Below are 26,773 nucleotides of genomic sequence, written 5' to 3'. Positions count from 1 at the left end.
GCCATGACCACTGACACCGACACCTTGCGCCAGACCTGGCTTGCCCGCGTGGCCGACGCCCCGGACGCCCCCGCGCTGGAAGAGGTGCGGCTAGCGGCGCTGGGCAAGAAGGGCGAGATCGCGCTGCTGATGCGCGAGCTGGGCCGCATGACCCCGGACGAGCGTCAGACCCGCGGCGCCGCCCTGAACCGGCTGAAGGACGAGATCGACGCCGCCCTGCGGGCCCGAAGGGCGGCGCTGGAGGATGCGGCACTGGACGCGCGGCTGGCCGGCGAATGGCTGGACGTGACCCTGCCGGGCCGGCCCCGCCCGCAGGGCACGGTCCACCCGGTCAGCCAGGTCATGGACGAGGTGACGGCGATCTTTGCCGACATGGGCTTTTCCGTCGCCGAAGGCCCGCAGGTCGAAAGCGACTGGTACAATTTCGACGCGCTGAACATCCCGCCCGAACATCCGGCGCGGCAGGAACACGACACGTTCTTCATGGCCCGGGCGCCCGGCGACGACCGGCCGCCGCACGTGCTGCGCACCCATACCTCGCCCGTCCAGATCCGGGCGATGCAGGCGCAGGGCGCGCCGATCCGGGTGATCGCGCCCGGCCGCGTCTATCGCATGGACATGGACCAGACCCACACGCCGATGTTCCACCAGGTCGAGGGGCTGGCGATCGGCCGCGACATTTCCATGGCGAACCTGAAATGGACGCTGGAGGAATTCTGCCGCGCCTTCTTCGAGGTCGACAAGGTCGAGCTGCGGTTTCGCGCCAGCCATTTCCCGTTCACCGAGCCCTCGGCCGAGGTCGACATCCGCTGCGACTGGTCCGGCGGGCAGCTGAAGATCGGGCAGGGCGAAAGCTGGCTGGAGATCCTGGGCTCCGGCATGGTCCATCCCAAGGTGCTGCAGGCCGGGGGGATCGACCCCGACGAATGGCAGGGCTTTGCCTTCGGCATGGGCATCGACCGGATCGCGATGCTGAAATACGGCATTCCGGATCTGCGCGCGTTCTTCGAGAGCGACCTGCGCTGGCTGCGGCATTACGGGTTTGCGGCGGGGGATGTGCCGAGCGTGAGCGGCGGGTTGTCGCGATAATGAAAGGTTTGTTGCTGGGTTCCTTCGCGTTAGTAGTGACCTTTGCAATATTTTCTCCGATGAATGACTTCGTCGAAGTTTTGAAAAGCTTTGCTTCGAACCCGGTTTGGGCTTTGATAATCGGAGGTGCGATTTCGCTGCTAATTTGGGAGCGTCAGACGTTTTTGGGAGAGCATGTAAAGCTCAAGGCGGAAAAGCGCGAACTTTACCGTCAGTTCGTAAGGCAAGTGGAGAAATGCACCGGTAGGGATGGTCGAAGCAGAGTAAACTGGCATCTCGATCCTGAAATAAGGAAGCTTTGGTCGCTTCAGTCAGAAGTAGAACTAGTGGCAGAGAAAAGCGTTACTGAAGCGTCTGCTGGAGTGGTCGTTGCAATCAACGACTATTGGATGAGAGAGAAAGACTGTATATTATCTTCGCTGGACGGAAAAGAGCGAACGCTCTGGGAAAACGTTTCTTTAGAATGCAAGCGTCTAGTCGAAGCAATGAAAGAGGAGCTTCGGACTTAAATGAAATTCACCCTCTCCTGGCTCCGTGACCATCTCGATACCACGGCGACCCTCACCGAAATCACCGACGCCCTGACCGATCTCGGGCTCGAGGTCGAGGAGGTCGTCGACCCTGCCGCCCGCCTCGGCGCCTTTACCCTGGCGCGGGTCCTGCAGGCCGAACAGCACCCCGACGCCGACCGGCTGCGGGTCTGTCGCGTCCTGACCGACGAGGGCGAGCGGCAGATCGTCTGCGGCGCTCCGAACGCCCGCGCCGGGATCACCGTCGTGCTGGCCAAGCCCGGCGACTACGTGCCCGGCATCGACCTGACCCTGGGCGTCGGCAAGATCCGCGGGGTCGAAAGCCACGGCATGATGGCGTCGGAACGGGAACTGGAACTGTCCGACGAACATACCGGCATCATCGAGCTGCCCGCGGACTCAGCCGGCGCCGAGGTCGGGCGCAAATACGTCGACTGGCTGGCCGCCAACCAGCCCGACCGGATCGACCCGATGATCCACATCAAGGTCACCCCGAACCGCCCCGACGCGCTGGGCGTGCGTGGCATCGCCCGCGACCTGGCCGCGCGCGGGCTGGGCACGCTGAAGCCGCTGCTGATGCACCCGGTGGCGGGCATGTTCGACAGCCCAATCCGGGTCAGCATCGCCCCCGACGTGATCGACCGCGCCCCGCATTTCACCGGACGGCTGATCCGCGGCGTGACCAACGGCCCCAGCCCCGCCTGGCTGCAGCAGCGGCTACGCGCCATCGGACTGCGCCCGATCTCGGCGCTGGTGGACATCACCAACCTGTTCACCTTCGACCTGAACCGGCCGATGCATGTCTTCGACGCCGGCAAGGTCGCCGGCAATCTTGTCGTGCGCGGCGCCGCCGCCGGCGAATCCCTGGATGCGCTGGACGGCCGGACCTATGACCTGCGCCCGGGCGACCTGGTCATCGCAGACGACCACGGCCCGGAAAGCCTGGCCGGGATCATGGGCGGCGAGGCGTCGGGCGTGACCGAGGCCACGACCGACGTGTTCCTGGAAAGCGCGTTCTGGCAGCCGATCGGCATCGCCGCCACCGGCCGCGCGCTGAGGATCAACAGCGACGCCCGCTACCGGTTCGAACGCGGCGTGGACCCCGCCTTTACCCGGCCCGGGCTGGAACTGGCGACGCAGATGATCCTGGATCTGTGCGGCGGCACGCCCGGCCACGTGGTCGAGGCCGGCGCCGCCGCGGACCATGCCCGCGCCTTTCGGCTGGACCCCGACCGGACCCGGCGGCTGGTCGGGATGGACATTCCGGCCGACACCCAGCGCCAGACGCTGGCGGCGCTGGGGTTCCGGATGGATGGCGACCTGGCGCACGTGCCCAGCTGGCGCCCCGACGTGCATGGCGAGGCCGACCTGGTCGAGGAGGTCGCGCGCATCGCCAGCCTGTCGCGGCTGCAGGGCCAGCCCCTGCCGCGCCCCCGCGCGGGCGTCCCGCAACCGGTGCTGACCGCGCTGCAGCGCCGTGAAAGCGCCGCCCGCCGGACCGCGGCGGCGCTGGGCTACAACGAATGCGTCACCTACAGCTTCATCGACGCGGCGGCGGCGGCGCTGTTCGGCGGCGGTGCCGACGCGGTGCGGATCGAGAACCCGATTTCCAGCGAGATGACGCATCTGCGCCCCGACCTGCTGCCCGGCCTGCTGATCGCGGCGGCCCGCAACCAGGCCCGCGGCTTTGCCGACCTGGCGCTGTTCGAGGTGGGGCCGGTGTTTTCCGGGGGCGAGCCGGGCAACCAGGCGCTGCAGCTGAGCGGGTTGCTGGTCGGGTTCAGTGCCCCGCGCGACCCGCACAGGTCGCGGCGCCCGGTGGACCTGTATGACGCCCGCGCCGATGCCGAGGCGGTGCTGGCCGCGATCGGCGCCCCCGCACGGGCCCAGATCGACCGCAAGCTGGACGGCTGGTGGCACCCGGGCCGGGCCGGCAACATCGCGCTGGGGCCGAACCGGCTGGCCAGCTTTGGCGAGGTGCACCCGCGGGTGCTGCGGACCCTCGACGTCAAGGGACCGGCGGTCGCCTTCACCATCAGCATCGCGAACGTGCCGCTTCCGAAATCCCGGACGCCCACCCGCCCGGCCCTGTCGATCAGCGACCTGCAGCCGGTCGATCGCGACTTTGCGTTCGTGGTGGACGAGCGGGTCGAGGCGCTGGCCCTGGTGAACGCCGCGCAGGGCGCCGACAAGGCCCTGATCGAAAGCGTGCGGGTGTTCGACGAGTTCACCGGCGACAAGGCGCAGGCGCAGATGGGGCCGGGCAAGAAATCCATCGCGATCACCGCCCGCCTGCAACCCCGCGACAGGACGCTGACCGACGCCGAGATCGAGGCCGTCGCGGCCCGCATCGTCGACAAGGTCGGCAAGGCCACCGGCGGAACGCTGCGCAGCTGACCGGATGACCGTTGCCTCCGCCACAGCCGCAGCGGGTGTGGCGGAGGGGCCGTGCCGCAGGCGCCTAGTCGGCCGCGGGGATGTTCAGACCGGTCTGCACCGCCGGTCGTGCCGCGAACGCGTCGAGCCAGCGGGCGATGTTGCGGAACCCGTCCAGACCCACCAGCGCGTCTGCCTCGTAGCCGGTGCGCATGTTGCGCACCCACGGCGCCAGCGCGATGTCGGCGATGGAATAGCTGCCGGTGATCCAGTCGCGCCCGTCGAGCTGCCGGTCGATGACACCCAGCAGGCGCTTCGCTTCGTTGACATAGCGTTCCAAAGGGCGCTTGTCCTCGATCTCGCGGCCCTTGTAGCGGAAGAAATAGCCGATCTGCCCGAACATCGGGCCCACGCCGCCGACCTGGAACATCAGCCACTGCAGGGTCTCGTACCTGGCCTGCCCGTCCTGGGGCAGGAACCGGCCGGTCTTGTCAGCCAGGTAGATCAGGATCGCGCCCGATTCCCACAGCCCCATCGGCCGCCCCGCCGGCCCGTTCGGGTCGATGATCGCGGGGATCTTGTTGTTGGGGTTCAGCGACAGGAACTCGGGCGTCATCTGGTCTTCCGGGTCGGTGATGCTGATCCGGTGGACGTCGTAATCGAGGCCGCATTCCTCCAGCATGATCGACGCCTTGACGCCGTTCGGCGTCGCCAGCGAGTAAAGCTGGATCACGCCGGGCCGGCGCGGCGGCCAGCGCCGGGTGATCGGGAAGTCGGACAGGTCGGACGCCATGAGTTTGCTCCATTGCAGAGGTGAGTTGCTTTATGTTTAGACGGGGTAAGCCGTCCGGCTCCCTCACGTCGAGGGCACCGCGCGGCAGGACGTGGGGGCACGCATGATCAAGGAATTCCGCGATTTCATCGCCAAAGGCAACGTCATGGACATGGCGGTCGGCATCATCATCGGCGCCGCGTTCACCGCGATCGTGACCTCGATGGTGGACGATCTCGTCAATCCGGTGCTCAGCCTGATTACCGGGAACACCGATTTCTCGGGGAACTACATCGTGCTGAAGGGAACCGCCCCGGACGGCGCCTCGCTGGTTGCGGCGAAGGAGGCGGGTGCGACGGTCTGGGCCTACGGGTCCTTCATCACCGCGGTCATCAACTTCCTGATCATCGCCTTCGTGGTGTTTCTGCTGGTCAAGGGCGTGAACCGCATCAAGGAGGCGGCGATGCGCAAGCAGGAGGCCGAGACCTCGGCCGCCGGTGCCTCGACCGAGGCGCTGCTCGCAGAGATCCGCGACCTGCTGGCCGCAGGCCAGACGCCCCGGACCGTCGTGCGCCCCGGCGACGACCTGGCGCCGGCGCCGGGGGCTACGCCAGCACGTCCTCCGGTCTGACCGCCTGCAAGCCGAGCGCATCGCCCACGGGGGGCGAGGTCAGCTTTCCGGCGTGGACCGCAAGACCCGCGCGCAGGTGCGGGTCGGCGGTAAGCGCCGCGCGCCACCCGCCCGCGAGCGCGAGGACAAAGGGCAGCGTCGCGTTACCCAGCGCCTGGGTCGATGTGCGCGCGACCGCGCCGGGCATGTTCGCGACGCAGTAATGCATCACCCCGTCCACCTCGTAGATCGGGTCCTGATGGGTGGTCGGGCGCGATGTCTCGAAACAACCGCCCTGGTCGATGGCCACGTCGACCAGCACCGCGCCGGGCAGCATGGTGGCAAGCTGCGCGCGGCTGACCAGCCTGGGCGCCGCCGCGCCGGGGACCAGCACCGCCCCGATCACCAGATCGGCGGTGGTCAGCAGTTCGGCGATCGCGCCCGCGCTGGAATACTGGGTGGTCAGCCCGCCCATGAAGACGTCGTCCAGATAGGACAGCCGCGGCACCGACCGGTCGAGCACGGTCACGTTCGCGCCCATGCCCACGGCGACCCGGGCCGCCGCGGTGCCGACCACGCCGCCGCCGATGATGACGACCCGCGCCGGGCGCACCCCGGGCACCCCGCCCAGCAGCACGCCCCGCCCGCCATTCGCCTTTTGCAGGGTCCACGCGCCCATCTGCGGGGCAAGCCGGCCCGCGACCTCGGACATCGGTGCCAGCAGCGGCAACCCGCCGCGGGCATCGGTCACCGTCTCGTAGGCGATGGCCGTGACACCAGAGGCCAGCAGATCGCGGGTCTGATCGGGATCGGGGGCCAGGTGCAAATAGGTGAACAGCACCTGCCCGGCGCGCAGCATGGCGCGCTCGCCCGCCTGCGGTTCCTTGACCTTGACGATCAGGTCAGCGGCGTCGAACACCGCCGCCGCGTCGGGCAGGACGGTCGCGCCGGCTGCCTGATAGGCAGCGTCGGTGAATCCCGCACCGTCCCCCGCACCGGATTCGATCAGGACGTCATGGCCCTGCGCCACCGCCTCGCGGGCGGCATCGGGCGTCAGCCCGACCCGGAATTCCTGCGGCTTGATCTCCCTTGGGCAGCCAATCTTCACGTGCTGTTCTCCCTGCACTCGTCAGCAGCGCATAATGCCCGACGCCTTCGCTCAAGACGCTATGCGCGTTTACGTTACATCCACATGAGCGAAAACGTCACGGGAGTCTGCTATCTCCGCCCGTTCGGACGTATGGAACAGAATCCCCGAATGACGTTCTCGGCGGATCAGGCGAGGAGTATTGGACGTCCGGATAGCGCTGTTCACGACAGCACGGCGAACAGGATCTCGCCTATTGAACCCACGAAGCCGCGGGCCGTCTCGAACATGGTTGCGAACTGCAATGTTACCAAGAACATCAGGGGATAGAACAACTCGGGTCGGCGACTGGACAGATCAACGGCGCCGATTGCGTGGCCCGCAACCAGCAGCGCTTTCTGAAGCGGTTGCATCAGCAGAAGCGCGGCAGCTACACCCAGAAGCGCGCCGACCAGAATGTCACCAGGAAAATGGACGCCGTTGTAGACGCGCGTGAGCGAGATCACGAGCGCTGCGTGCAGCAGCGCCAAAGTTCCGACTTTGCGGTCGATGATCATGTAGCCGGTTGCCAGCGCGAAATACATGACCGCGTGGTCACTGGGCATCGAGCTCCACCCGTCGAGATGGATGCTGCTCAGCTTGTCGTCCGACCATCGGATCAGTTCAGGGTGCATGAAGGGGCGATCACGGAACGGAAGCTGCAAGGCCAGCAGACGTCCAAGGAAAATCGCGACCACCGACAGCAGCAGCAGCGCCGAAAGCTTTGAGCGCACCAGGGAGAGCTGCGGGTGGGGCCTGAACCACAGCCACCAGAACATCATCGCGCTGACCACCCCTTTGAAGAGGGGATTGGTCGAAATCAGCCAGATCAGGCTATCTACCGCCCAAGACAGGCCATAGAATTGGTGAATCGCCGCGAAGACCTGGTGGTCAAGCGCGATCAGAGTGTCGGGCACCATGTTTTGCAACCAAAATACCAGAACAACGCACCGCAACTGGCGCCTTGTCGTCTTGTGACAGTTTCTTGACGGTCACAAACTGTCTTTCCGGACAGGAAAACCCCCGCGGCGGCTGCCACGGGGGTTGATCCATCGTCTTCGCGAATGTCGGGCAGACTGCCCGGTGCGGGCGCTTACATCGCGCCTTCGCGTTGTGCCTTTTTACGGGCCAGCTTGCGGGCGCGGCGAACGGCCTCGGCCCGTTCCCGGGCCTTCTTGACCGACGGCTTCTCGAAATGCTGCTTGAGCTTCATTTCGCGAAAGACCCCTTCGCGCTGAAGTTTCTTCTTCAGGGCACGAAGCGCCTGTTCGACATTGTTGTCGCGAACGCTTACCTGCATGTGGTTGTCACCACCTTCCTAGGTTAGAGTTGATCTGATCTGCAGGAAGCGGCCCTATAGCGCGCCTGACCCCCGTCTGTCCAGTGGAGGAGATGATGACCGATCAGACCGACCGCCTTCTGGACGCGGCCCTCGCGCATGTGCCCTTTGACGGCATGAACGATCGCGCCCTGCTGGCCGGCGCCCGCGACATCGGCATGAACCCGCAGGTTGCCCGCGCCCTGTTTCCGCGGGGGGGTGCCGGCATGGCGGCGGCCTATCACCGCCGCGGCGACGCCCGCCTGCGCGACAGGCTGGCCAGCTCGGCGGCGGCGGGGCGGTTCCGCGATCGCGTCGCCGATGCGATCTGGCAGCGCCTGCAGCTGTCCGATCCGGAACTGGTCCGCGCCGGCGCGGCGGTCATGGCGCTGCCGCAGAACGGCGCGCTGGGCGCGCGCCTGATGTGGGAAACGGCGGACACGATCTGGTCCGCACTGGGCGATACCTCCGCGGATGTGAACTGGTACACCAAGCGGGCAACCCTCGCCTCGGTCTGGGGGGCGGTGGTGCTGTACTGGCTGGGCGACCAGTCTGCCGGGCACGCCGATACCCGCGCCTTCATCGACCGGCGGATCGATGATGTGATGCAGGTCGAACGGATCAAGTCCGCCGCCCGCAAGGTGCCGGGTGTCGGGCTGGCGACGCGGCTGGCGACCGGATGGATAAGAAAGCCCGCGGAAACGCCGCCTTTTCCCGCGCCGGGCCGAATGAAGGAGAATGGATGACCCTGCCGAGCGAAATGGACGTGATCGAGATCACCGGCGCGGGCGCGCCCGAGGTGCTGCAGCCGGCTCGCCGTGCGGTGCCGATGCCCGGGGCCGGCCAGATCGTGATCCGGGTGGCCTATGCCGGGGTGAACCGGCCCGACGTGCTGCAGCGAATGGGGGCCTATGCGCCGCCGCCCGGCGCGTCCGACCTGCCCGGTCTGGAATGTTCCGGCCATGTCGCCGCCGTTGGGGCGGACGTCACCCGCTGGCAAGTCGGGGACGCGGTCTGTGCGTTGCTGCCCGGCGGCGGCTATGCCGAGTATGTCGCGACACCGGCCGACCACGCGCTGCCCATCCCGCAGGGCGTGTCGCTGCGCGAGGCGGCATGCCTGCCCGAAACCACATTCACCGTGTGGTCCAACGTCGTCATGCGCGGCGGCCTGCACGCGGGTGAGCGGTTCCTGGTCCATGGCGGATCGTCCGGGATCGGAACGACCGCAATCCAGATCGCGAACGCGCTGGGTGCCCGGGTCTTTGCGACCGCGGGCTCGTCCGCGAAATGTGAGGCCTGCGAAAGGCTGGGGGCGACCGCGATCAACTACCGTGAACAGGATTTCGTCGAGATCCTGCAGGGCGAGGGCGGGGCCGACCTGATCCTGGACATGGTGGCGGGTGACTACATCGCCCGCAACATCAGCGCGCTGGCCGATGATGGACGGCTGGTGTTCATCGCCTTTCTGGGCGGCGCCAAGGCCGAGATCAACTTTTCCCCGATCATGCGCCGCCGCCTGACCGTCACGGGATCGACGCTGCGGCCGCAGTCCGATCTGGCCAAGTCGAGGATCGCCGACGAACTGCACCGTCATGTCTGGCCCATGATCAAGGCGGGCAAGATGCGACCGGTGATGGACGAGGAATTTCCGCTGGGCGAAGCCGCGGCGGCGCACAGTCGGATGGAAGCGGGCGCGCATATCGGCAAGATCGTCCTGCGCGTCGGCGGCAACGCGGACGGCTGATCCGGCGGAACCGGCCCCGGGGCGGAGGCGCTGCGGGCGGCCCGCCGCACCGGTCAGCCGGGCGCCTCCATCAGCATCGCGCCGCGACAGTCGCGACGGATATCCGGTGCGCAGTCGCGGGGCTGCAGGTTGCGCGTCAGGCAGATTCGCACCTCGTCCAGACGGCGCCCGTCGCAGGTGACGGTGATTCCGTCCGCCGCGAGGTCGGGGTTCGTCTCGATGAACGCCTCCTCGATGACCGCGGCGGGCAGGGTCACGTCACGCGGCAGCATCCCGAACAGCGGCGGGATCGTGACGGTGGCGGCGGCGTCGCGAATCGCCTGGTAGTATCCGGCAGCTGACAGGCCCGAACAGCGCCCGTGCTTCTGCCACTGGTACCACGCCAGCCCTGCCGATCCCATGATGTCCGCCATGGCGCGGCTTTCCCGACGTGACGGGTCGCGCACGGCACTGTCGCAATGGTCGGGCCAGCCCCGTTCGTATTGGGGCCACAGCCCGTGGACCACAAAGCCGGTGCGCCGGTCCGGGTCGCATTGCGGGGCCTGCCGGGCGTTGCCTTCCATGGCGCACCAGGTGGGGGACCAGCTGATCGCCAGGACGTAATAATCGAACCGTCCGGGGACGTCGGTGTCGGCGGCCGCCGGTGCGGTTGCGGTCAGCGCCAGGACGGCGGCAATCGGGATCAGCTTCATTCGCCGACCCTAGCCGCCGCATCGGGGCCGAAAAAGGGCTTCAATCGTCTGCCCGGCACGGATATAACACCCGCCAATCCCCGAAATTGAGGAATGGCCAGGGCTGGAACGTCGGGCCGCCCCGGTTTCCCCGGACCGAATACGTTTGCGAAGGAGCACCGATGAACAAGCCATTGATGGCCAAGGCGACCGCTGTCTGGCTGGTTGACAACACCACGCTGAGCTTCAAGCAGATCGGCGATTTCTGCGGCCTGCACGAGCTGGAAGTGCAGGGGATCGCCGACGGCGACGTGGCCGCAGGGGTGAAGGGATTCGACCCGGTGGCGTCGAACCAGCTGGACCCCGCCGAGATCGAAAAGGGGCAGGCCGATCCTGCCTACCGGCTGAAGCTCAAGCACAACCCGGCGGCCGAGGGCGAGGAAAAGCGCCGCGGTCCACGATATACGCCGCTGTCCAAGCGTCAGGACCGTCCTGCCGCGATCCTGTGGCTGGTCAGGTTCCACCCCGAACTGGCCGATTCGCAGATCAGCAAGCTGATCGGCACGACCAAGCCGACCATTGCCTCGATCCGTGACCGCAGCCACTGGAACATCCAGAACATCCAGCCGATCGACCCCGTCGCCCTCGGTCTGTGTCGGCAGACCGAACTGGATGCGGCCGTGCAGAAGGCGGCCAAGACGAAATCGGCCGAGGTGATGTCCGACGACGAACGCCGCAAGCTGGTCTCGACCGAAAGCAGCCTGGGGATGACCGACGAGCCGCGCCTGCCGTCGTCGATCGCGGGGCTGGAGAACTTCACCCTGCGTGACGAACGGAAGCCCGACCGTGAACCTGCGGTTGACGCCGACAGCTTCTTCAAGCTGCCCAAGGGTGACGACGAGGACGATCGCACCTAGCGGGCGTTAACCCGCCGTCAACGACCTGTCGCGTAGGACATCGACGGGGCGCAGCCCTGTCGGATGTTGTGCCGGCGCTGACGGAAGGTCCAGTTCATGAACCGGTGTCCGTCCATGCGGTGGCGCGTGCAGGAGGTTCGGAACGGACCGCGCAAGGGTGGTCCGTCCCGACGCGGAGGCGGTTGGACACGTGCCGGGAACGACTGACGAGCATCGCGCAGAGTTTCTGGCCGAGCCGCTTGCCGGGTGCGGGCTGGCCGAACCATCGCCGGGCGCTTCCGCGCTCCTGCCGGTGTCGCCCGACTCAGGCAGCACGGACGACGAGCTGCAGGGTGATCCCGTCGCGCCGCCGCCGTCCGGGGTCGTGGCAGCGCCAGCCTGGCTGACCGATCTGCGGGGCGGCGATTTCCGCCGCGGCTTCTACCAGTCCTTCGGCGACCATGCCGTGCACTTCGTCCAGCGGTCCGACCGGCATCTGGTGGTCAGCTTCGACAACCGGTCCTCGGTGCGCGACGATGCGGTTGACCGTGACAGCTGGGGCTACGGGTTCATTCGCGAGAATGGCTGGTCGTACCTGGGGGTGATGGCGTTCAGGCCAAACTGGTTCCGCGACGACGACCTGATCGGCTATCTTCGACACCTGTCCCACGAAGGCCTGTTCCGGAAATTCGACGCGGTGACGATGATCGGCACCTCGATGGGCGCCTATGCCGCGACGGCCTTCGCGAGCCTGGCGCCGGGGTGCCATGTCGTGGCATTTTCGCCGCAGTCGACCCTCAGCGAAACGCTGGTCCCGTGGGAAAGACGCTTTCCCGCCGGGCGGCGCGCCGACTGGACCGGCGACTTCGCCGACGGGGCCATAGAATCCCGCGCCGCGGCCCGGGTGTGGCTGATCCATGACCCCTGTTCGAAGCGGACCTGCGGCACGTCGCCCGGTACGAGGCGCCGAACGTGGTGCGGCTGAGGGCCCGGCACGCGGGTCACAAGACCGCCCTGTTCCTGCGGCAAACACGCTCTCGGAACTCGGTGCGTGGGACGAAGCCCTGCTGTATGCGGAACTGAACGGCCTATTCGCCGCGGATTTCGACCTGTCGCTCCTCGGCTTCTCCGACGGCGAGTTGGAGAAGCTGCTGGCCTATGTGCCGGAAGGCGATGGCGAGGACGGCGGTTGTGCCAGCGTGCCGCCGGTGACTATCCCTGAGCCGCCGCGCAATTCGGCCTGCCGGGCGGGCGACCTGTGACTCCTCGGCGAGCACCGCCTACTATGCGGCGACAGCACCAACTACGCCGATGTCGGCCGCCTGATGAACGGCGAGCGGTCAATTCTTCGCCACTCGCGAGATCGACTGGTGAGAAATGCCTATATCTGCGCGCCCCAGTGCCTGGATGACCCGGCTTCAGCGCAGATCCAGGCGAACTTCGTGGACCTCGTCGGCGACACTGCTGGCCCTTTGGAACCGGTACTCGCAGACGACGCGGCCCATACTTCCAGGAAAAACAACACTGGCGTGGTGGGCAGCGTAGGAACTAGCGACTCCGACAAGCGATGACGTCACCTACTCCATTGAGGGCGGAGCGCTAACCTTTTCGACATTGATCGGCCACCGAAAACCCTCAGCTTCAGGCCGGCGGCCGACTACGATGCAGGTCGCGACATGATCGTTGGTGCTGCGGATTCATTCGATTTGGTGCCGACGGCCGAAGTTGAGGTCGAGGTGCTTGACGGGTCGAGAGCCCCGGGCTGAACGTTGTCACCGGGGGCGAAGGTTCGCAGGTCGAAGGGACCGACGAAGCCGAACTGGTCCGGTGCAATCCTAGGGGCACGGGCGAGGGGGCGTCGCTGGGGCTTCTGCTGCGCGGCTGCTGCGCGCTCGCTGCGCGTCCTGTCCCGTTCGTCGTCGCCGCACCCTGACCGGGCGACCCGCCCATTCTGGTCGCCGACGCCGCGACGAGTATAGCGTGAACTCGGCCGGGCGTCCGTGCATGCGGGATTCGATGGAATCCTTGCCTCGGCTGGCGCTTGGTATGCCCAGCGCCAGAGACCTCGTCCGTCACCCGGAGCCGCCCGCCTAGCGCTGCATCATCGGGCGCCGACGCCGCCGAGCCGGTCGCGGGTCCTTGCGTCGTGCGTGAGGGAGCGGTGCTGCGCGCGCTGACCGGACAGGAAGGCCATCCGGATCAACCAGTCCTGCCAAGGGTAGCGGCCGCGGAGGACGTAGGAGGTCGAGGCGAGATGCACCCGGACCTCCCGGCGCAGGATCGCGCCGGTCTGCTGAGGCCAGCTTGCGGGATCGGGCGACCCCATGAGGCTCACCAGTTCTGCCCCCGCGCCCAGCCCGCGCGCCAGTCGCACAAGGTCCCCCATGCGCTGCCGCTCGCGGGCGATCATGTGGTCGATGTGCATGGTCGGGACGTACCACAGCGGGCGTCCGGCGGCTGTGACGCGCAAGCAAATCTCGACGTCACCGCCAGAGACATGGCCCAACCCGGTCCGGTCCGCCAGATAGGGCTCCGCGGTCCAGCCCGTGTCGCCGAGCGCCCGCCGGTTCAGCACGATGCCTGCGCCGACCAGGCTCTCGACGCGACGCACCTGATCGCCATGATCCTGCGCCGCGAACAGCCATGCGTGCCGGGCGAGATAGTCCGGCGGGCTGCGGCCCCAGTCCGGGCGCACCCGTCCTCCGAAGCCGCCGGCATCCGGCCTCGACGCCGCAAACTCGAGAGCCGCGGCGATCCATGTCGAGCCGACCAGACAGTCGTCGTCCACGAAGGCGATCCAGTCGGCCCGGCTGTCGCGCACGCCCGCCTGGCGAGCGGGGGTCAGGCCTTGCCGCCGTTCCACTCTCCGCGTCAGGTGCGGGATGCGTCCCCGTCGCGCATGGGCTGCCACCACCTCAGCCGTCCGGTCGGTGCAGTTGTTGTCGATGACGGTGACCCGCCAGTTGCCGGCGGCCGTCTCCTGCCGCGCGAGCGCGTCGAGGCACCGGTCGAGGTCGGCGGCGCGATTGTAGGTACAGATGACGATGTCCAGGCTCGGCATGCGGTTTTTGCTCAGCATGGTTGGGGATCGGGCAAGGTGTGAAAGCGTAGGGGCTGCGATGCGGACGCTGGCACAATTGCGTGGAAACGGCCATCGCTCCCCGTGCGTTCGGCCGCGCCTTGGGCCTCCTGGAAGCTGGGGCGAGCGGCCGATCGCTGACAGGCGAGCACCCGAAGGGTATCATCACCGGTCTCCGGCTCAACCGCCGAAAAGCACAAGTTGTGACCGAACCAGGGCGCAGCTATGCGTGGCTTGTGCCATAACGGGTGGGGCTTGCGGTGGAGAGGCATCATGCGCCCGATCCGAGCCGGCTGGTGGCAGTGATCATCCCCGCTCACAACGCGGCCTCGACGCTCGACGCGGCCCTGCACAGCGCCCGTGGCCAGAGTTACGACCGGCTCGAGATCATCGTTGTCGATGACGGATCGACCGACCAGACGGCGCACATCGCCGCCGCGCATGCGAACGAGGATCCAAGGGTTCGCCTGATCTCGCAGAAGCAAGGCGGCGTCGCCGCGGCCCGCAATCGCGGCATCGCAGCGACGACCGCCGCCTTCATCGCGCCGCTCGACGCCGACGACCTTTGGCATCCGGAGAAGATCCAGCGGCAGATGCAGGCGCTGAGAGAGGCAGGGGACACCTGCGGGCTCGTCTACACGTTTTCGGTCCCTGTCGACGAGAGCGGCGAGGTGACCGACTGGCGCGCGGCCGAGCGCCGCGCCTATCAGGGATCTGTCCTGCCGGACCTTCTGCTGCACAATTTCATCGCCAACGGAAGCTCGCCGCTCCTGCGCAAGGCCGCCGCGGTGTTGGCGGGGGGCTACGATCCGGGCCTGCGGGCGCAGGGCGCCGAGGGGTGCGAAGACCTCAAGCTCTACCTTGCAATTGCCGAGCAGAATGCGTTCGCTGCCGTGCCTCTGCCGCTGACCGGCTATCGCGCCAGCAGCACGTCCATGTCGAGCAACGTGGCACGAATGCTCCGCTCGCATTGCGTCGTGACCCAGCCTTACCGGACCCGCTATCCCGATCACGTCGATCGGGGGCGGGCCTATCTCGCGCTCTACTACGCAAGGCGCGAATTCGCCGCCGGCAATGTTGCGAACGGGCGCCGGGCGCTGTGGGCGGCCGCGAGGGCTGACAGCAGCGCAACGGCAAAGGCCACGGTTCGGTGGCTTCTCGATCCCGTCGCGTCACTGGGAAGGAGCAGGCGCGCACGCATGGAAACAGCCTCCCGAGGGCGAACTCCGTTCCCGGCAGCCCGCGCTGCGGCGCCTCATCAGGCCTGCAGCCCGTCAGCCGATCGACCGGACGGTTGACCGGCCGGCGTTCAGCAGAGCCGCCAGCCGCTGCCCGACAGCATCGAGGGAGGCGAAGCTCTCCACACGCGGCCGCGCCTGCGCGGCCAGGCGGGCCCGCAGATCCGGGTCGTCGATCAGGCGGGTCAGCCCATGCCGAAGAGCGTCGGGATTTTCCCTCGCCACGACCAGCCCCCCCCAAGCCTCATCATGCCCAAGAATTTCGGCGACGCCCGGCGCGTCCGCCGCCACGACGGGGAGCGCGCAGGCCATGGCCTCCAGCGGAGCGACCGGCGAGCCCTCGTGACGCGACGGCAGGACGTAGATGTCGGCCGCCGAGAGTTCGCCTCGCATCTCGCTGCGATCGGTCACATATCGCCGCACCCACCGCAGTCCCGGAACCGGCTCGGCCGCAAGCAGCGATGCGAGCCGCTCGTCATCCTGCCCCGAGCCGATGAGGTGGAGGCGCAGGTCGCGCGGCCCGGCCTGCGCAACAAGGTCGCGCCACGCGCGGACGAGCAGGTCCAGGCCCTTGCGATGAAGTTCGATCCGGCCGTGGCAGACGACGACGGTGGCGTCGGAAGGCACGCCAAGGGCGCGGCGGTGGGCCTCGCGTGCCTCGGGGAACCAGAGGTCGAGGTCGAGCGGGTTGGGAATGGCGTGGATCCGATCCGGCGGGATCGAGTAGTCGCGCCTGAGCCGGGTGGCCTCGGGCGCCGAGGCGACGATCAGCCCGGCAGCCGCATGCAGGGTCCGCCGCCGCACGATCCTCTCGATCGCAGAGTTCGGCGGGGGCGCACCCTGGAAGCTTGCATATACGGGGATCCCAAGGCGGCGCCCAAGCTGGACGAGCCTGTCGAAGCGGGGGTTTTCGTACTCCTGGACCAGGATCGCCCGGCACTCGGTCGCCCGAAGAAGCTTCGCGAGGCTCGCAACCGGCGTCGCCGCATAGCGCACCACGTCCTGCAGGACTCTGCGGCCCCTGAACCGCGGCCGGTTCGGGTCGTCCGTGTCGCCGGGCCAGCGCCGTAGTGCCGCGTAGATCGAAGGCATGGGGAGAAAGACCGTCTCGGTGCCAGTGTGCGGGTTCACGCGCCGTTCGACCCGGCCGATGTCCCGCGACAGCGCGATGATGACACTTTCGATGCCCTGTCGCCGCAGCGCCTCGACATAGCCGAACAGCCAGCCCCCGGACATCTCTTCGGCAAAGCTGACGCGATCGAGGCCGATCGGGGCGATGAAGTCCTCCACGACGCCGCCCCAGGGGAAGAGCGCGATGCGGCCGAGGCGCGTGCTTTGTGTCACCGAACCTCCCGGCAGGCGACGCCCGCGGGAATGTGCGGAGACGTCCACATCGCTGCGGGAGAAAGCCTTGACACTGCGCTCCGTTCCCTGCCCTTGCTACGGCGTCCAGCACCATCGTGTCAGCCGTGTGGGGGAAATGGAATGGGGTTCGGTCTGCGCGATCTGGAGATCGACGATCTTCCCGCGCGCCTGCCCTTTGCCGAGCGCGAAAACGGCATCGGCCTGATCCTGCGTGATCAGGGCCGGCTCGTCGGCTTCGAACTGATCGACCGGCCTCCCGGCATCGACTGGATCGACCCTTCGGTCTTCGCGGGCAGCGAGGTGCGCGAAGCTGCAGCCGTCGAACGGTGGCGTGCCCGGATGCCGCCGGCGCCCGGTCCGGCGCCCTCGATCAGTATCGCGATCTGCTCCAAGGACCGCTACGACTGGGTGGACCGCCTTCTGCGCTCGCTGGAGCCCTATTGCGCCGTGGCGCCGGACGCACCCGAGGTGCTCGTCATCGACAACGCCTCGACGGACCCGCGGCTGCACGAGATTTGCGTGGCGCGCGACTGGGTTCGCTACGTCCAGGAGCCGCTGGTCGGCCTCGACTTCGCCCGCAACCGCGCGCTGCGCGAGGCGAGGGGAGAGGTCGTCGCCTTTCTGGACGATGACGTGGTCGTTGACCGCAACTGGCTCTGGGCGCTGCGCCGCGCCTGGGCCGAGAACCCCGATGCGGGGTGCGTCACGGGTCTTGTCCTGCCCATGTTCCTCGACACGGAGGCGCAGATCCTTTTCGAACGGGGGGGCGGGTTCCGGCGGGGCTTCCGGCCGATCCGCTACGGGCCTGACCGCTTCGGTGACGCGCATTACCCGTTCGGGGCCGGGCGCTTTGGCGCCGGTGCCAACATGAGTGTCCGGCGCCGGCTGGTGCTGGACCTGGGCGGCTTCGACGAGGCGCTCGACACCGGACGGCCATTGCCGGGCGGCGGCGACCTCGACATCTTCTACCGCGTGCTCCGGGCGGGGGCGATGCTCGTCTACGATCCGCAGGTGGCAGTGTACCACGAGCATCGTCGCGAGAGGGCGGTGCTCCGGCGACAGTACTACACATGGGGCCTCGGCTTCGCCGCCTTCATCCAGAAATCGGTCGAGGCAGATCCGACGACGCGGGTTCGGTTCCGGCGGCTTCTTCTGTGGTGGGTCAACTATCATCTCAGGCGGATGCGCGGGCGGCTGCGACGCAGGAACCCCATGCCGATGCGAATGATCCTCGCCGAGCTCTGGGGTGGTATCATCGGCCTTGGCGGGGAATACGGCCGCTCGCAGCGGCGCATCGCCGCGATCAAGGCCGCCGCAGCCGAAACCCGCCCGGACCTGCGCCCCAAGAGCGCTTCCTCGTCTCGCCCAGCCTCATGACCGGCAGCGCGGCTCAACTGGCCCCCTGCGGTATCCGGCACGTGTCCCTGGACGAGGTGCAGTCGCCGCTGGAGCGGGCGCCTCATGAAAACGGCCTTTACCTGATCGTCTGGGACGACGGGCGACCGGTCGGATACCACGTCCTCGTGCCATCCGAACTCCCGGTGCCGGCCGCTGCATCGTCCGTACTGATCGCGGATGCGGCGCGGGCGCATCTGGCCAGCGCGGCCCACGAGGCCAGCGTGCATTCACCGGTCGTCCGGACGACGGGCGATCGTCCCTCCGTTTCGGTGGTGGTCTGTACCCGAGACCGGCCAAGCGACCTCCGTCGCTGCCTCGCCTCGCTCAACGCCTGCGAACCCGCGCCTGCGGAGATCATCGTCGTCGACAATGCACCTTCGACCGACGCGACCTCTGCCGTCGTTCGCGAGTTTCCGGACGTCCGTTACATCAGCGAGCCGCGGCCCGGGCTGAGCCATGCCCGTAACGCGGGCGCCCGCGCGGCATCGGGCGAGATCATCGCCTACACCGACGACGACGTGGAGGTGCGGCCCGACTGGATCGGCGCGCTCGTCGCCCCCTTCGCCGACCTCTCCGTCGCCTGCGTAACCGGCATCGTGATGCCGGCAAGTCTCGCCTCGCCGGCCGCCTGCATCTTCGAATTCGACGTGGGCGGCTTCGGGCGCGAGCTCGCGGTCCGCCGATTCGACGCGGGGTTCCTGCGGCGGAAATGGTGGCAGTCGCCAGACGTCTGGCAGATCGGCGCCGGCGCGAACATGGCGATCCGGCGGTCCGCGCTCGCGACCGTCGGCCTCTTCGACACCCGCCTCGGCGCCGGCGCCTCCGGCTGCAGCGAGGACAGCGAACTCTGGTTCCGGCTCCTGCGCGCCGGCTTCGTGTGTCACTACGATCCCGGCGTCGTGGTCTTCCACCACCACAGGGCCGAGCTCGGCGCGCTCCATCGCCAGGTCAGGGACTACACGCGCGGGCATGTCGTCGCGCTGTTCGTGCAGTTCGGGCAGGACCGGCATGTCCGCCACCTCGCCCGGGCCTTCGCCGTGATGCCGTTGTACTACGTCAGGCAGGGGCTGCGTGCCTGGCGGCACGGCGACCGCGAGCGGCTCGCCCTCGTTGGGCATCAGCTGAAAGGCTGCATCGCAGGGCCGATCCACGCCCTTCGCCTCCTGCGTCCCTACAATCGCCCGCGTCTCGTGCAGACCGATGATTCCGGAGTATCCGCATGACCACGACCGTCGCGCACAAGCTCCCGCTTGACCGCTTCCTCGCCCGGAACCCGTTTCCCGAGCCGATGACGGACGGCCTGTTCTACCGCGACAAGATGCGGGCCCTGCACCGTATCGCCCCCGACGTGCCCGTCGGCAACATCCTCGAGATCGGCGGCGGCCAGAGCGGCCTCTCGGCCATGCTCTACCCCCAGGCCGAGGTGGTGAACCTCGACATGGACGCCTCTCTTGGGGAGGCTCCTTGCAACAAGGATCCGCGGGTCACCTTCGTGCATGGGGACGCGACCGCCCTCCCGTTTCCGGACGCCTCGTTCGACATGGTCACCATGTTCGACCTCCTCGAGCACGTGCCCGACGACGCCGCCGTGGCGCGCGAGGCGCTGCGCGTCGTCCGGCCCGGCGGCTGGATCCTGGTGAGCACCCCGGATCGGGAGCGTTGGCGCTATCCCTACTACGGTATCTTCCGCCCGATCTGCCCGCCTGAGGAGGACCTTTTCGCCGAGTGGGGGCATGTCCGCCGCGGCTACACCCGCGCCGAGCTCGCCGCCCTGTTTGGCAAGCCCGCGGACAAGGTCTGCGCCTTCATCAACCCGCTCCTCGCCCTCAGCCACGACGTGAGCTTCAGCCGTCTGTCCCGGCGCGGCCGGCGGATGCTGCACGCCCTTCTTGCGCCCGCGTCGGTGCTGGGCTGGGTTTCGCACCGGATGAGCACGCCGGGGACCGAGATCGCCGCCGCCTGGCAGCGCCCCTGACTTAGTCCTCGCGCGGCGGCACCTCGACGTCGTCGAGGTAGAGATGCGCGTAGACGCCGCCGCGCGCCGCCAGCGCAGCCGGGCTGCCCTCCTCCACCACGCGGCCGTGATCGAGGACCACCACGTAATCGGCGGCCTCGATCGATTCGCGTCGGTGCGCGATAACAACCACCACGCGCGCCTGCGGGCCGCTAGTCATGGCGTCGCGCAGGGCGCGCTCGGTCGGGCGGTCGAGCGCGTTCGTGGCCTCGTCGAGGATGAGGACATCCGGTCTGCGCACGAGCGCGCGGGCCAGGGCGATCCTCTGCCTCTGCCCCTGCGAGAGCCGGACCCCGCCGTCGCCGATCATCGTGTCGTAGCCGTTCGGCAGGTCCTTGATGAAGGCATCCGCTTGGGCCGTCTGCGCCGCCCGTTCTATGTCGTCGAGACCGGCATCGAGGTCGCCGTAGCCGATGTTGTCCCGAACCGTCGCGTTGAACAGGAACGCGTTCTGCTCGACGAAGGCGATGCGCTGGCTCCAGCTTGCCCGGTCGATGTCCGCGAGCGGTTGGCCGTCGACGAGGATGCGTCCCGCCGACGGCTCGATGAAGCGCAGCAGCAGCGCCGCCAACGTCGACTTGCCGGCCCCGGAATAGCCGGCGACCGCCGTCACCTGACCTACCCGGAAGCGGCACGAGATCCCGTGCAGGGCCGGATGCTCGGCGTTCGGGTAATGGGCCGAGACATCCTCCAGCGTCACGTCACTGCGCATGCCTGGGAACGCCTGCGGCCGCCGCGCCGCCCTCGACGGGTGGGCCGCAAAGGCCCGCTCCACGGAGGACACCGAGCCCTCGAGCCCCTTGAGGTTCGTCCACGCATTGAGAAGGGCGGTGACACGAGGCTGCATGCGGAAGGCGATCGCCAGAAACCCGACCATCGTCGCCAGCGCATCGCCTCTCAGCATCGCCAGCCCGAGGATCGTGGCGATCATCGCCAGGGTGATGACCTGGGTGATCGGCCCGACGACGGCGGACAGGTTTCGCAGGCGGGTGAACACCTGTCGCACGTCGTCCGATCGATGGGCGAACTGCTCCCGCTCGTACTCCTCCTGGCCGAAGCCGCGGATGACCCGCATTCCACCAATTGCGTCCCAGACATAGGACATGAAGCGTTCGTTCGCCCCCACCGCCTCGATGCCGAGGCGGCGCACGGCGTGAGCCGTGGCGTAGAGCACGAGCGCCATGGCGGCGGTCATGGCGATGAGAACGGCGGTGTAGAAGGGCGCCAGCAGAAGCAGCAGGACCAGGAACACGGACAAGGCGATGACCTGGACGGTTCCCCCGATCACGATGAACAGCGCGTCACACACCTTCCACGTTTCGGAGGCCAGATTGTTGACGAAGCTGCCGGACGGCAGCGCCTCGATCTGCGAGAGCGGGCGATCGAGAGCGGTCTCGAAGACCCGTCGCCGCAGCTTGTCGGCAAAGCGCATCGCCAGGGCGTTCGAGACCACCTGGTTCGCGTAGCTGACAAGGATTCCGAGAAGAAAGAAGCCGACCACCAGCAGCACGACGACCGTTCCGGTCAGGCTGACCCGCGCGTCGAGCGCCCTGAGCAGCGGGCCGATCAGGGGAATCTGGAAGTCGATGCCCTCGCCCATCACGATCCGTGCCAGCGGGATCATGAACGACAGGCCAACCGCCTCGAAGGCGGCGGAGACGAGCCCGAGAAGGCCGATGATCAGGATCACCGCCCGCTCGCCACGCGCCAGGCTCAGGACGCGGGCCGCGGTGCCGAACACGTCGGGCCGCAGAATGGTGCGCTGCACTTTGGACGGCGGTTCATTGGTCATGCGGCACGACGCTATTTCTGCTCAGGCAGCGCATGGGCCGGGTGCCGGCCGGCGCCTCGTTTACCATCGCCAACGCGGATATCGGCGCGATGCGGCAGGCGAGGACTGTCGGCCAACGGGTGCCGGCCCCGGATACCTGTGCCACGAACGACATCGCACAACGTGATAATCGAGCTTGGTTGCAGAGCCACGAACTCCGACAATGGGCCTGTGCCCGTGCGATCATTCCGGCAGGTCAGTGGAGGCCTGCCTCGTTCAGTTCCTGCAGCCGATCGCGGAAATAGGCGATCGTCCGGTCAAGGCCCGGGTCGAGCGGAACGGCAGGCTCCCAGCCCAGCAGTTCCCTTGCAAGGCTGATGTCGGGACGGCGCTGCTTCGGGTCATCCGCCGGCAGTGGCCGCAGCACGATTTCGGAGCACGACCCGGTTTTCGCGAGCACTGCCTCCGCCAGCGCGCGGATCGTGAACTCAGCGGGATTTCCGACGTTGACCGGCCCGGTGACTTCCGGCCCGGTTTCCATGAGCCGGACCATCCCGTCGACCAGATCCGCGATGTAGCAGAAGGACCGGGTCTGCTGCCCCTGGCCGTAGATGGTGATCGGCTCGCCGGTGAGCGCCTGCACGATGAAGTTCGACACCACGCGGCCGTCCGCGTGGTGCATCCGCGGCCCGTAGGTGTTGAAGATCCGGATGACCTTGATCTCCAGCCCATGCTGCCGCTGGTAGTCGAAGAATAGCGTCTCGGCGCAGCGCTTGCCCTCGTCATAGCAGGAACGCGGCCCGACCGGGTTTACGTTGCCCCAGTAGCCCTCGGTCTGCGGGTGGTGGTAGGGATCGCCATACACCTCCGAGGTGGAGGCCTGGAGGATCTTGGCCCTGAGCCGCTTGGCGAGGCCAAGCATGTTGATGGCGCCGTGGACCGAGGTCTTGGTCGTCTGCACCGGGTCGTGCTGGTAGTGGATCGGCGACGCCGGGCAGGCGAGATTGTAGATCTGATCGACCTCGACATAGAGCGGAAAGGTCACGTCGTGGCGCATGAACTCGAACCGCGGATGCCCGGCGAGGTGATCGATGTTCCGCTTGGTGCCGGTGAACAGGTTGTCCACGCACAGCACCTCGTGCCCCTGGTCGAGAAGGCGGTCGACAAGATGCGACCCGATGAACCCCGCGCCGCCGGTGACAAGAATGCGCTGGCGCGAGTCGTAGAGGCGGGTCATCGGCTCTCCATTCAGGTCGTCGCGCAGGAACGATCCATCAGCACTGCGCTCTTGCCCGCTTAGATGACGCCCGTTCTGCCGTCGAGGGCGGCGCCGATGGGCTGACGAAATTCCGGAATTGTGACCCCCTCGACCCTGCGGGTCGGCTCCGCCGTGAGAGTGGATATAGCGAGGCTGAAGTTGAGCCGCGAGATCGAGATCGAGGCTGTGAGACTGGTAACCGAGGGGGGCGTGTCGGTTGCTTAGGCGCGCCAAAATGGGAAATTGAGCACCGGCCTCTCTTGCTCAACCCCTGCGTGCTCGACAGTCAGCTTCTGAACTTTCGAAGCTTCAGCGGAGGCTCGCTCACCAGAAAGAGGTGGCTGAGTACCACCATAATTAAGTCCACGCCGCTCCTTGCCACATCGTGTACCGCTGCTGCGTTGCTGGACATACGCGAGCCTGAGTTTCTTCTGCTTATCGATGCACGCCACTTGCCGAACCCGTCGGACTTGGCGGCTTCGTGCGCTGGGATGTGGAGCGTATTCATCGGATAGCTTGTGGTACTGCTGCATTTGAAGGAGAGATGGAGTGGTGAAGAAGTATCTCTTCTCGCCTAAGCTGGGCTTCATCTACGTCAGGGTGAAAGTCAAGTATCTGGGCCGCATTAATGCCCCGAAGGGTAGTGCCGAGTGCAACAAACAATACACGCTGGTCGACATCATCGCCGCGACCACGCCGGTCGATACCATCCAGTTGCACATGACCGCGCGGACAAACAGCGTCAGCATTCCGGCGGGCCCATGCGCGCATAGCCGAGGGTGCGACCCTCGCCGATATGGCCGATCTGCTCGCCGACCGCATTGGGCGCCTCGGAAAAGCCGAAGGTCACGATGATCGCCATGAAGACCGCGACCGTGAAGGCGCTGTTGAAGTTGTCGCAGCGCCCGCACCCCTCCACGGAATAGTCTCCGATACCAGTGATCTCACCAATGCTGCATTGATGGCCCATGCGCCTGGATCAGGATCATGAAAGAGACGCCCTGATCCTAGCTCGGGGCACCGGGCGCACGATACGAAATAGCTGCAGCCTTCTCCAATGCGGCAAGGGTTTCCTCGACGCTCAGCAAGACAGTCGTATGATGTTCACTCAGTGCGCCGCCCGAGGTGATGGCGAGGACTGTGGCGGCCATGGCAACGTTGTCCGGCGCCTCCCAAAGGCCGTAGGCGTCGTGATCACCAAAGGCGTACCAGAAGCCGTGCAGCCTGCCTCCTACGGCTTCGATGTAGTGCGTGGCAGCGCCCCGTCGATCTTCAGGGTTCTTGATCATCTTCGCCCACGTGGCAGGCGTGTAGCTAAAGCGGGTCAGGGATACCGGCATCTAGCCTTCCTCCCTCTGAGCCGACCGGCGGCGCCCGTGCGCCGGGACCAGCTCCACGAGAGTGCTCCTCGGCCTCCGGCACTTCAAGGCTCCCACTCGCGTGATTGACTGCAGCGTGCTGGGCAACCCGGTTGGGCGACTGCGAGATGGCACCTCTCTGGAGGGCCGGCCCCGCCAAACCTCCTCCACCACCCTTTAGACCTTGCGGCACGCGACAATGCCATGCGGGAGCTATCTTCGCGGCGTAAGCGACTTCGTCTACGGCTCGGACGGGAAGGCCACACGCGCGCGACACCGTCCGTTGGACCGATGATGTCTTTCCCGTGAGCATCAGGTGTAAGGACCTTCTCGCAGCCACCCCACCCTCGATGGCGGCAGTTCAAGCCGCCGGGGATGTCGCGCTGCCGAGCACGCCTGTCCGGCCGCGCACGAGGTCTGCGCCCTTTTCACCGATCATAAGTGATGCGGCGTACGTGTTGGCCGACGGGCTTGTCGGCATGATCGAGGAGTCGATCACCCGCAGCGATTGAAGCCCGTGGACGAAGAGGTCCGAGTTGACAACTGCCCCCGAGTCGCCCGCCGGTCCCATTTTCGCCGTGCCGATGAGGTGCCAGGAGGATGTGCCGATCTGCCGCGCGTACTCGAGCAGCGCTTCGTCGGTGGTAACGTCGGGCCCGGGCGAGACCTCATGATCGAAATAGGGGGCGAGTTCGGGTGTTGTGAGCAGCTTGCGCGCGAGGCGAATGCCGGCAATCAGCACGCGCTTGTCATCGTCCGCCGAGAGATAGTTGGGTTGGATGATCGGGTCGACAAAAGGGTCAGTCGAACGGGCTCTGACAAAGCCGGTGCTTGCTGGGCGGTGCTGCCAGAAGCCGCAGGTCATGCCAGGGAAGTCGTCCAGCAGACTGACGAATCCCTGCTTGTAGCTGGCCGGCGTAAACACGCCTTGCAGATCAGGCTGCTCGAGTGCCGCGTCCGACTTCCAGAAAACGTGTACCAAGGATGGGCTCAATGCAAGAATGCTGGGCTTGCCGACTAGCCAGCGGGCGATCTCGCCCGCGAGTCGCAGTCCTTTTGCACGTTCGTTGATGGTTAGCGTGTTCTTCGCGCGCGCGACGACTCGGACGGAGAAGTGGTCGCGCAGGTTGCGACCGACGCCTGGCAGGATGTGAACCGGGGCGATGCCGAGGTCGGCTAGAACTTCCTGTGGACCCACGCCTGAAATCTGCAGCAGTCGCGGCGTGTTGATGGGTCCGGCACAGACGATCACCTCCCGTCGCGCATGGAACATGTTTTCAGGGCCGCCCTGCTGGCGGAGTGCCGCTACGCCGACCGCGCGGCGCCCTTCGAACAGAATGCGGCTGGCGCGAATATTCGTCCGCAGCGTCAGATTCTTGCGCTTGAGTGCCGGGATCAGGAAGGCCCGGGCCGAACTGACCCGGCGACCCCGGTGGATGATGCGCTGGAAGTAGCCTACACCCTCTTGCGTTCGGCCATTGTAGTCTTCGTTGCGCGGAATGCCCGTGCCCACCGCCCCGCGGATGAAGGCTTCGCAAATGGGATGCTTCCAGTCGATATTGGAGATCGGAGCCCCACCATCACGGCCGCGGAACTCATCCTCGCCACCGATGCGCCGCTCGGAGCGCATGAAGTATGGGAGAACGTCCGCGTAGCTCCAGCCGCTGTTTCCGGCCTGCGCCCAAGCATCGTAATCAGCGGCCTGGCCCCGGTTGTAGACAAGACCATTGAGCGAGGAGGAGCCGCCCACCACACGGCCCTGCAGAGTGGCGATCGCCCGGCCGCCGGTGTTTTCAGTGGGCTCGGTCCGGAACTGCCACGTGTAGTTCTCGTTGAAGATCATCTTGATGAACCCGGCCGGGACATGGATCATGGGGTGTCGGTCTGATGGGCCGGCCTCAAGGACGCAGACGCTGACGGACGGGTCCTCGGATAGACGTGCAGCGAGGACGCAACCTGCGGCCCCGGCGCCGATGATCACGTAATCGAATGTATCGGCGTTGGCAGGCAGTTTGGTCGCTTGCATGTCTGTCTCCGTTCGTTCGCCTGCTCCCCGTCAGCAGGATGCACGCGCATAATTTATGTAACCGTCCGGCGTGACCGCTATCCGTTCCAGCGCCACGGCATCAGGTCATCGACCTTGGTGATCTTGTAGTCGGG

The 26,773-nt window shown here is 67.0% G+C and carries 23 protein-coding genes and 2 pseudogenes; 13 read left to right on the top strand and 12 right to left on the bottom strand.

Annotated features, from left to right (window positions below; genetic code table 11):
- Positions 1-3: 3 nt before the first annotated feature.
- The 3 genes from pheS to pheT are packed head-to-tail and all read left to right on the top strand — an operon-like array spanning position 4 to position 4,016.
- Positions 4-1,089 carry a phenylalanine--tRNA ligase subunit alpha gene (pheS, locus tag Q0938_RS10195; protein ID WP_299361730.1) on the top strand — a complete coding sequence of 362 codons (1,086 nt, stop codon included), beginning with the start codon at positions 4-6 and terminating at the stop codon, positions 1,087-1,089.
- Positions 1,089-1,598, top strand: coding sequence for a hypothetical protein (locus tag Q0938_RS10190; RefSeq protein WP_299361728.1), 510 nt, complete (start codon positions 1,089-1,091; stop codon positions 1,596-1,598). The genes pheS and Q0938_RS10190 overlap by 1 nt, the downstream gene beginning before the upstream one ends.
- Entirely contained in the window at positions 1,599-4,016 is a 2,418-nt protein-coding gene (gene pheT / locus Q0938_RS10185; protein ID WP_299361726.1) for a phenylalanine--tRNA ligase subunit beta, read from the top strand.
- 64 nt (positions 4,017-4,080) lie between these two features.
- Here the strand turns inward: pheT and Q0938_RS10180 are convergent, their stop codons facing one another.
- Positions 4,081-4,788, bottom strand: a complete 708-nt coding sequence (locus Q0938_RS10180) for a glutathione S-transferase C-terminal domain-containing protein (RefSeq protein WP_299361724.1) — start codon at positions 4,786-4,788, stop codon at positions 4,081-4,083.
- Positions 4,789-4,891: 103 nt separating this feature from the next.
- Here Q0938_RS10180 and mscL point away from each other — a divergent pair.
- Positions 4,892-5,314, top strand: a pseudogene (gene mscL / locus Q0938_RS10175) (large conductance mechanosensitive channel protein MscL); the annotation flags it as partial.
- Between the two features lie 58 nt (positions 5,315-5,372).
- On the opposite strand, the gene ald reads toward mscL, so the two are convergent.
- From ald to rpsU, 3 genes are all read right to left on the bottom strand, one after another.
- A complete protein-coding gene (ald, locus tag Q0938_RS10170; protein WP_299361722.1) occupies positions 5,373-6,485 on the bottom strand; it encodes an alanine dehydrogenase in 1,113 nt (370 codons plus the stop codon).
- A gap of 203 nt (positions 6,486-6,688) precedes the next feature.
- Positions 6,689-7,423, bottom strand: a complete 735-nt coding sequence (locus Q0938_RS10165) for a phosphatase PAP2 family protein (RefSeq protein ID WP_299361720.1) — start codon at positions 7,421-7,423, stop codon at positions 6,689-6,691.
- 173 nt (positions 7,424-7,596) lie between these two features.
- Positions 7,597-7,803, bottom strand: coding sequence for a 30S ribosomal protein S21 (gene rpsU / locus Q0938_RS10160; protein WP_299361718.1), 207 nt, complete (start codon positions 7,801-7,803; stop codon positions 7,597-7,599).
- A gap of 95 nt (positions 7,804-7,898) precedes the next feature.
- Between rpsU and Q0938_RS10155 the strand changes: the two genes are divergently transcribed.
- Positions 7,899-8,567, top strand: coding sequence for a COQ9 family protein (locus Q0938_RS10155; protein WP_299361716.1), 669 nt, complete (start codon positions 7,899-7,901; stop codon positions 8,565-8,567).
- Positions 8,564-9,565, top strand: a complete 1,002-nt coding sequence (locus tag Q0938_RS10150) for an NAD(P)H-quinone oxidoreductase (protein ID WP_299361714.1) — start codon at positions 8,564-8,566, stop codon at positions 9,563-9,565. Before Q0938_RS10155 ends, Q0938_RS10150 begins: the two co-directional genes overlap by 4 nt.
- A 53-nt stretch (positions 9,566-9,618) precedes the next feature.
- Here Q0938_RS10150 and Q0938_RS10145 read toward each other — a convergent pair whose 3' ends face one another.
- On the bottom strand, positions 9,619-10,257 hold the full coding sequence (locus Q0938_RS10145) for a ribonuclease T2 (protein WP_299361712.1): 639 nt from the start codon (positions 10,255-10,257) through the stop codon (positions 9,619-9,621).
- 161 nt (positions 10,258-10,418) lie between these two features.
- Between Q0938_RS10145 and Q0938_RS10140 the strand changes: the two genes are divergently transcribed.
- The 3 genes from Q0938_RS10140 (at position 10,419) to Q0938_RS10130 (ending at position 12,394) form a co-directional block, all read left to right on the top strand.
- The gene (locus Q0938_RS10140; protein WP_299361709.1) at positions 10,419-11,153 is read left to right on the top strand and encodes a cell cycle transcriptional regulator TrcR; all 735 of its coding nucleotides are present in this window, start codon (positions 10,419-10,421) and stop codon (positions 11,151-11,153) included.
- Between the two features lie 190 nt (positions 11,154-11,343).
- Positions 11,344-12,117 (top strand): hypothetical protein, encoded by a 774-nt coding sequence (locus tag Q0938_RS10135; protein ID WP_299361707.1) that lies wholly within the window; start codon positions 11,344-11,346, stop codon positions 12,115-12,117.
- Complete coding sequence (locus Q0938_RS10130) at positions 12,050-12,394, top strand: hypothetical protein (RefSeq protein WP_299361705.1); 345 nt, start codon at positions 12,050-12,052, stop codon at positions 12,392-12,394. The genes Q0938_RS10135 and Q0938_RS10130 overlap by 68 nt, the downstream gene beginning before the upstream one ends.
- 839 nt (positions 12,395-13,233) lie before the next feature.
- Here the strand turns inward: Q0938_RS10130 and Q0938_RS10125 are convergent.
- Positions 13,234-14,193, bottom strand: coding sequence for a glycosyltransferase (locus Q0938_RS10125; RefSeq protein ID WP_299361702.1), 960 nt, complete (start codon positions 14,191-14,193; stop codon positions 13,234-13,236).
- 278 nt (positions 14,194-14,471) lie between these two features.
- Here Q0938_RS10125 and Q0938_RS10120 point away from each other — a divergent pair, with 278 nt between their 5' ends.
- A complete protein-coding gene (locus Q0938_RS10120; protein WP_299361700.1) occupies positions 14,472-15,509 on the top strand; it encodes a glycosyltransferase family 2 protein in 1,038 nt (345 codons plus the stop codon).
- Here the strand turns inward: Q0938_RS10120 and Q0938_RS10115 are convergent.
- Positions 15,486-16,793, bottom strand: coding sequence for a glycosyltransferase family 4 protein (locus tag Q0938_RS10115; RefSeq protein ID WP_299361697.1), 1,308 nt, complete (start codon positions 16,791-16,793; stop codon positions 15,486-15,488). The genes Q0938_RS10120 and Q0938_RS10115 overlap by 24 nt on opposite strands.
- A gap of 141 nt (positions 16,794-16,934) precedes the next feature.
- Between Q0938_RS10115 and Q0938_RS10110 the strand changes: the two genes are divergently transcribed.
- The 3 genes from Q0938_RS10110 to Q0938_RS10100 are packed head-to-tail and all read left to right on the top strand — an operon-like array spanning position 16,935 to position 20,187.
- Positions 16,935-18,191, top strand: coding sequence for a glycosyltransferase (locus Q0938_RS10110; protein ID WP_299361695.1), 1,257 nt, complete (start codon positions 16,935-16,937; stop codon positions 18,189-18,191).
- 41 nt (positions 18,192-18,232) lie between these two features.
- Positions 18,233-19,435, top strand: coding sequence for a glycosyltransferase (locus Q0938_RS10105; RefSeq protein WP_299361693.1), 1,203 nt, complete (start codon positions 18,233-18,235; stop codon positions 19,433-19,435).
- Positions 19,432-20,187 carry a class I SAM-dependent methyltransferase gene (locus Q0938_RS10100; RefSeq protein ID WP_299361690.1) on the top strand — a complete coding sequence of 252 codons (756 nt, stop codon included), beginning with the start codon at positions 19,432-19,434 and terminating at the stop codon, positions 20,185-20,187. Before Q0938_RS10105 ends, Q0938_RS10100 begins: the two co-directional genes overlap by 4 nt.
- A gap of 1 nt (position 20,188) precedes the next feature.
- Here the strand turns inward: Q0938_RS10100 and Q0938_RS10095 are convergent, their stop codons facing one another.
- The 5 genes and pseudogenes from Q0938_RS10095 to Q0938_RS10075 all read right to left on the bottom strand — a co-directional run bounded on the left by Q0938_RS10095 (position 20,189) and on the right by Q0938_RS10075 (position 26,639).
- Positions 20,189-22,018 (bottom strand): ABC transporter ATP-binding protein, encoded by a 1,830-nt coding sequence (locus tag Q0938_RS10095; protein WP_299361688.1) that lies wholly within the window; start codon positions 22,016-22,018, stop codon positions 20,189-20,191.
- 235 nt (positions 22,019-22,253) lie between these two features.
- Positions 22,254-23,234: a UDP-glucuronic acid decarboxylase family protein gene (locus Q0938_RS10090; RefSeq protein ID WP_299361685.1), complete on the bottom strand. Its 981-nt coding sequence runs from the start codon at positions 23,232-23,234 to the stop codon at positions 22,254-22,256.
- Between the two features lie 686 nt (positions 23,235-23,920).
- Positions 23,921-24,129: pseudogene (locus Q0938_RS19405) on the bottom strand (formate/nitrite transporter family protein); the annotation flags it as partial.
- Positions 24,130-24,262: 133 nt separating this feature from the next.
- The gene (locus Q0938_RS10080; protein ID WP_299361681.1) at positions 24,263-24,595 is read right to left on the bottom strand and encodes a GYD domain-containing protein; all 333 of its coding nucleotides are present in this window, start codon (positions 24,593-24,595) and stop codon (positions 24,263-24,265) included.
- A 379-nt stretch (positions 24,596-24,974) separates the two neighbouring features.
- Positions 24,975-26,639 (bottom strand): GMC family oxidoreductase N-terminal domain-containing protein, encoded by a 1,665-nt coding sequence (locus Q0938_RS10075; RefSeq protein ID WP_299361678.1) that lies wholly within the window; start codon positions 26,637-26,639, stop codon positions 24,975-24,977.
- Between the last annotated feature and the right edge of the window lie 134 nt (positions 26,640-26,773).

This window comes from uncultured Paracoccus sp., from assembly GCF_947496875.1.
GTDB lineage: Bacteria > Pseudomonadota > Alphaproteobacteria > Rhodobacterales > Rhodobacteraceae > Paracoccus.
This window is presented reverse-complemented; position numbering and strand designations above follow the sequence as displayed.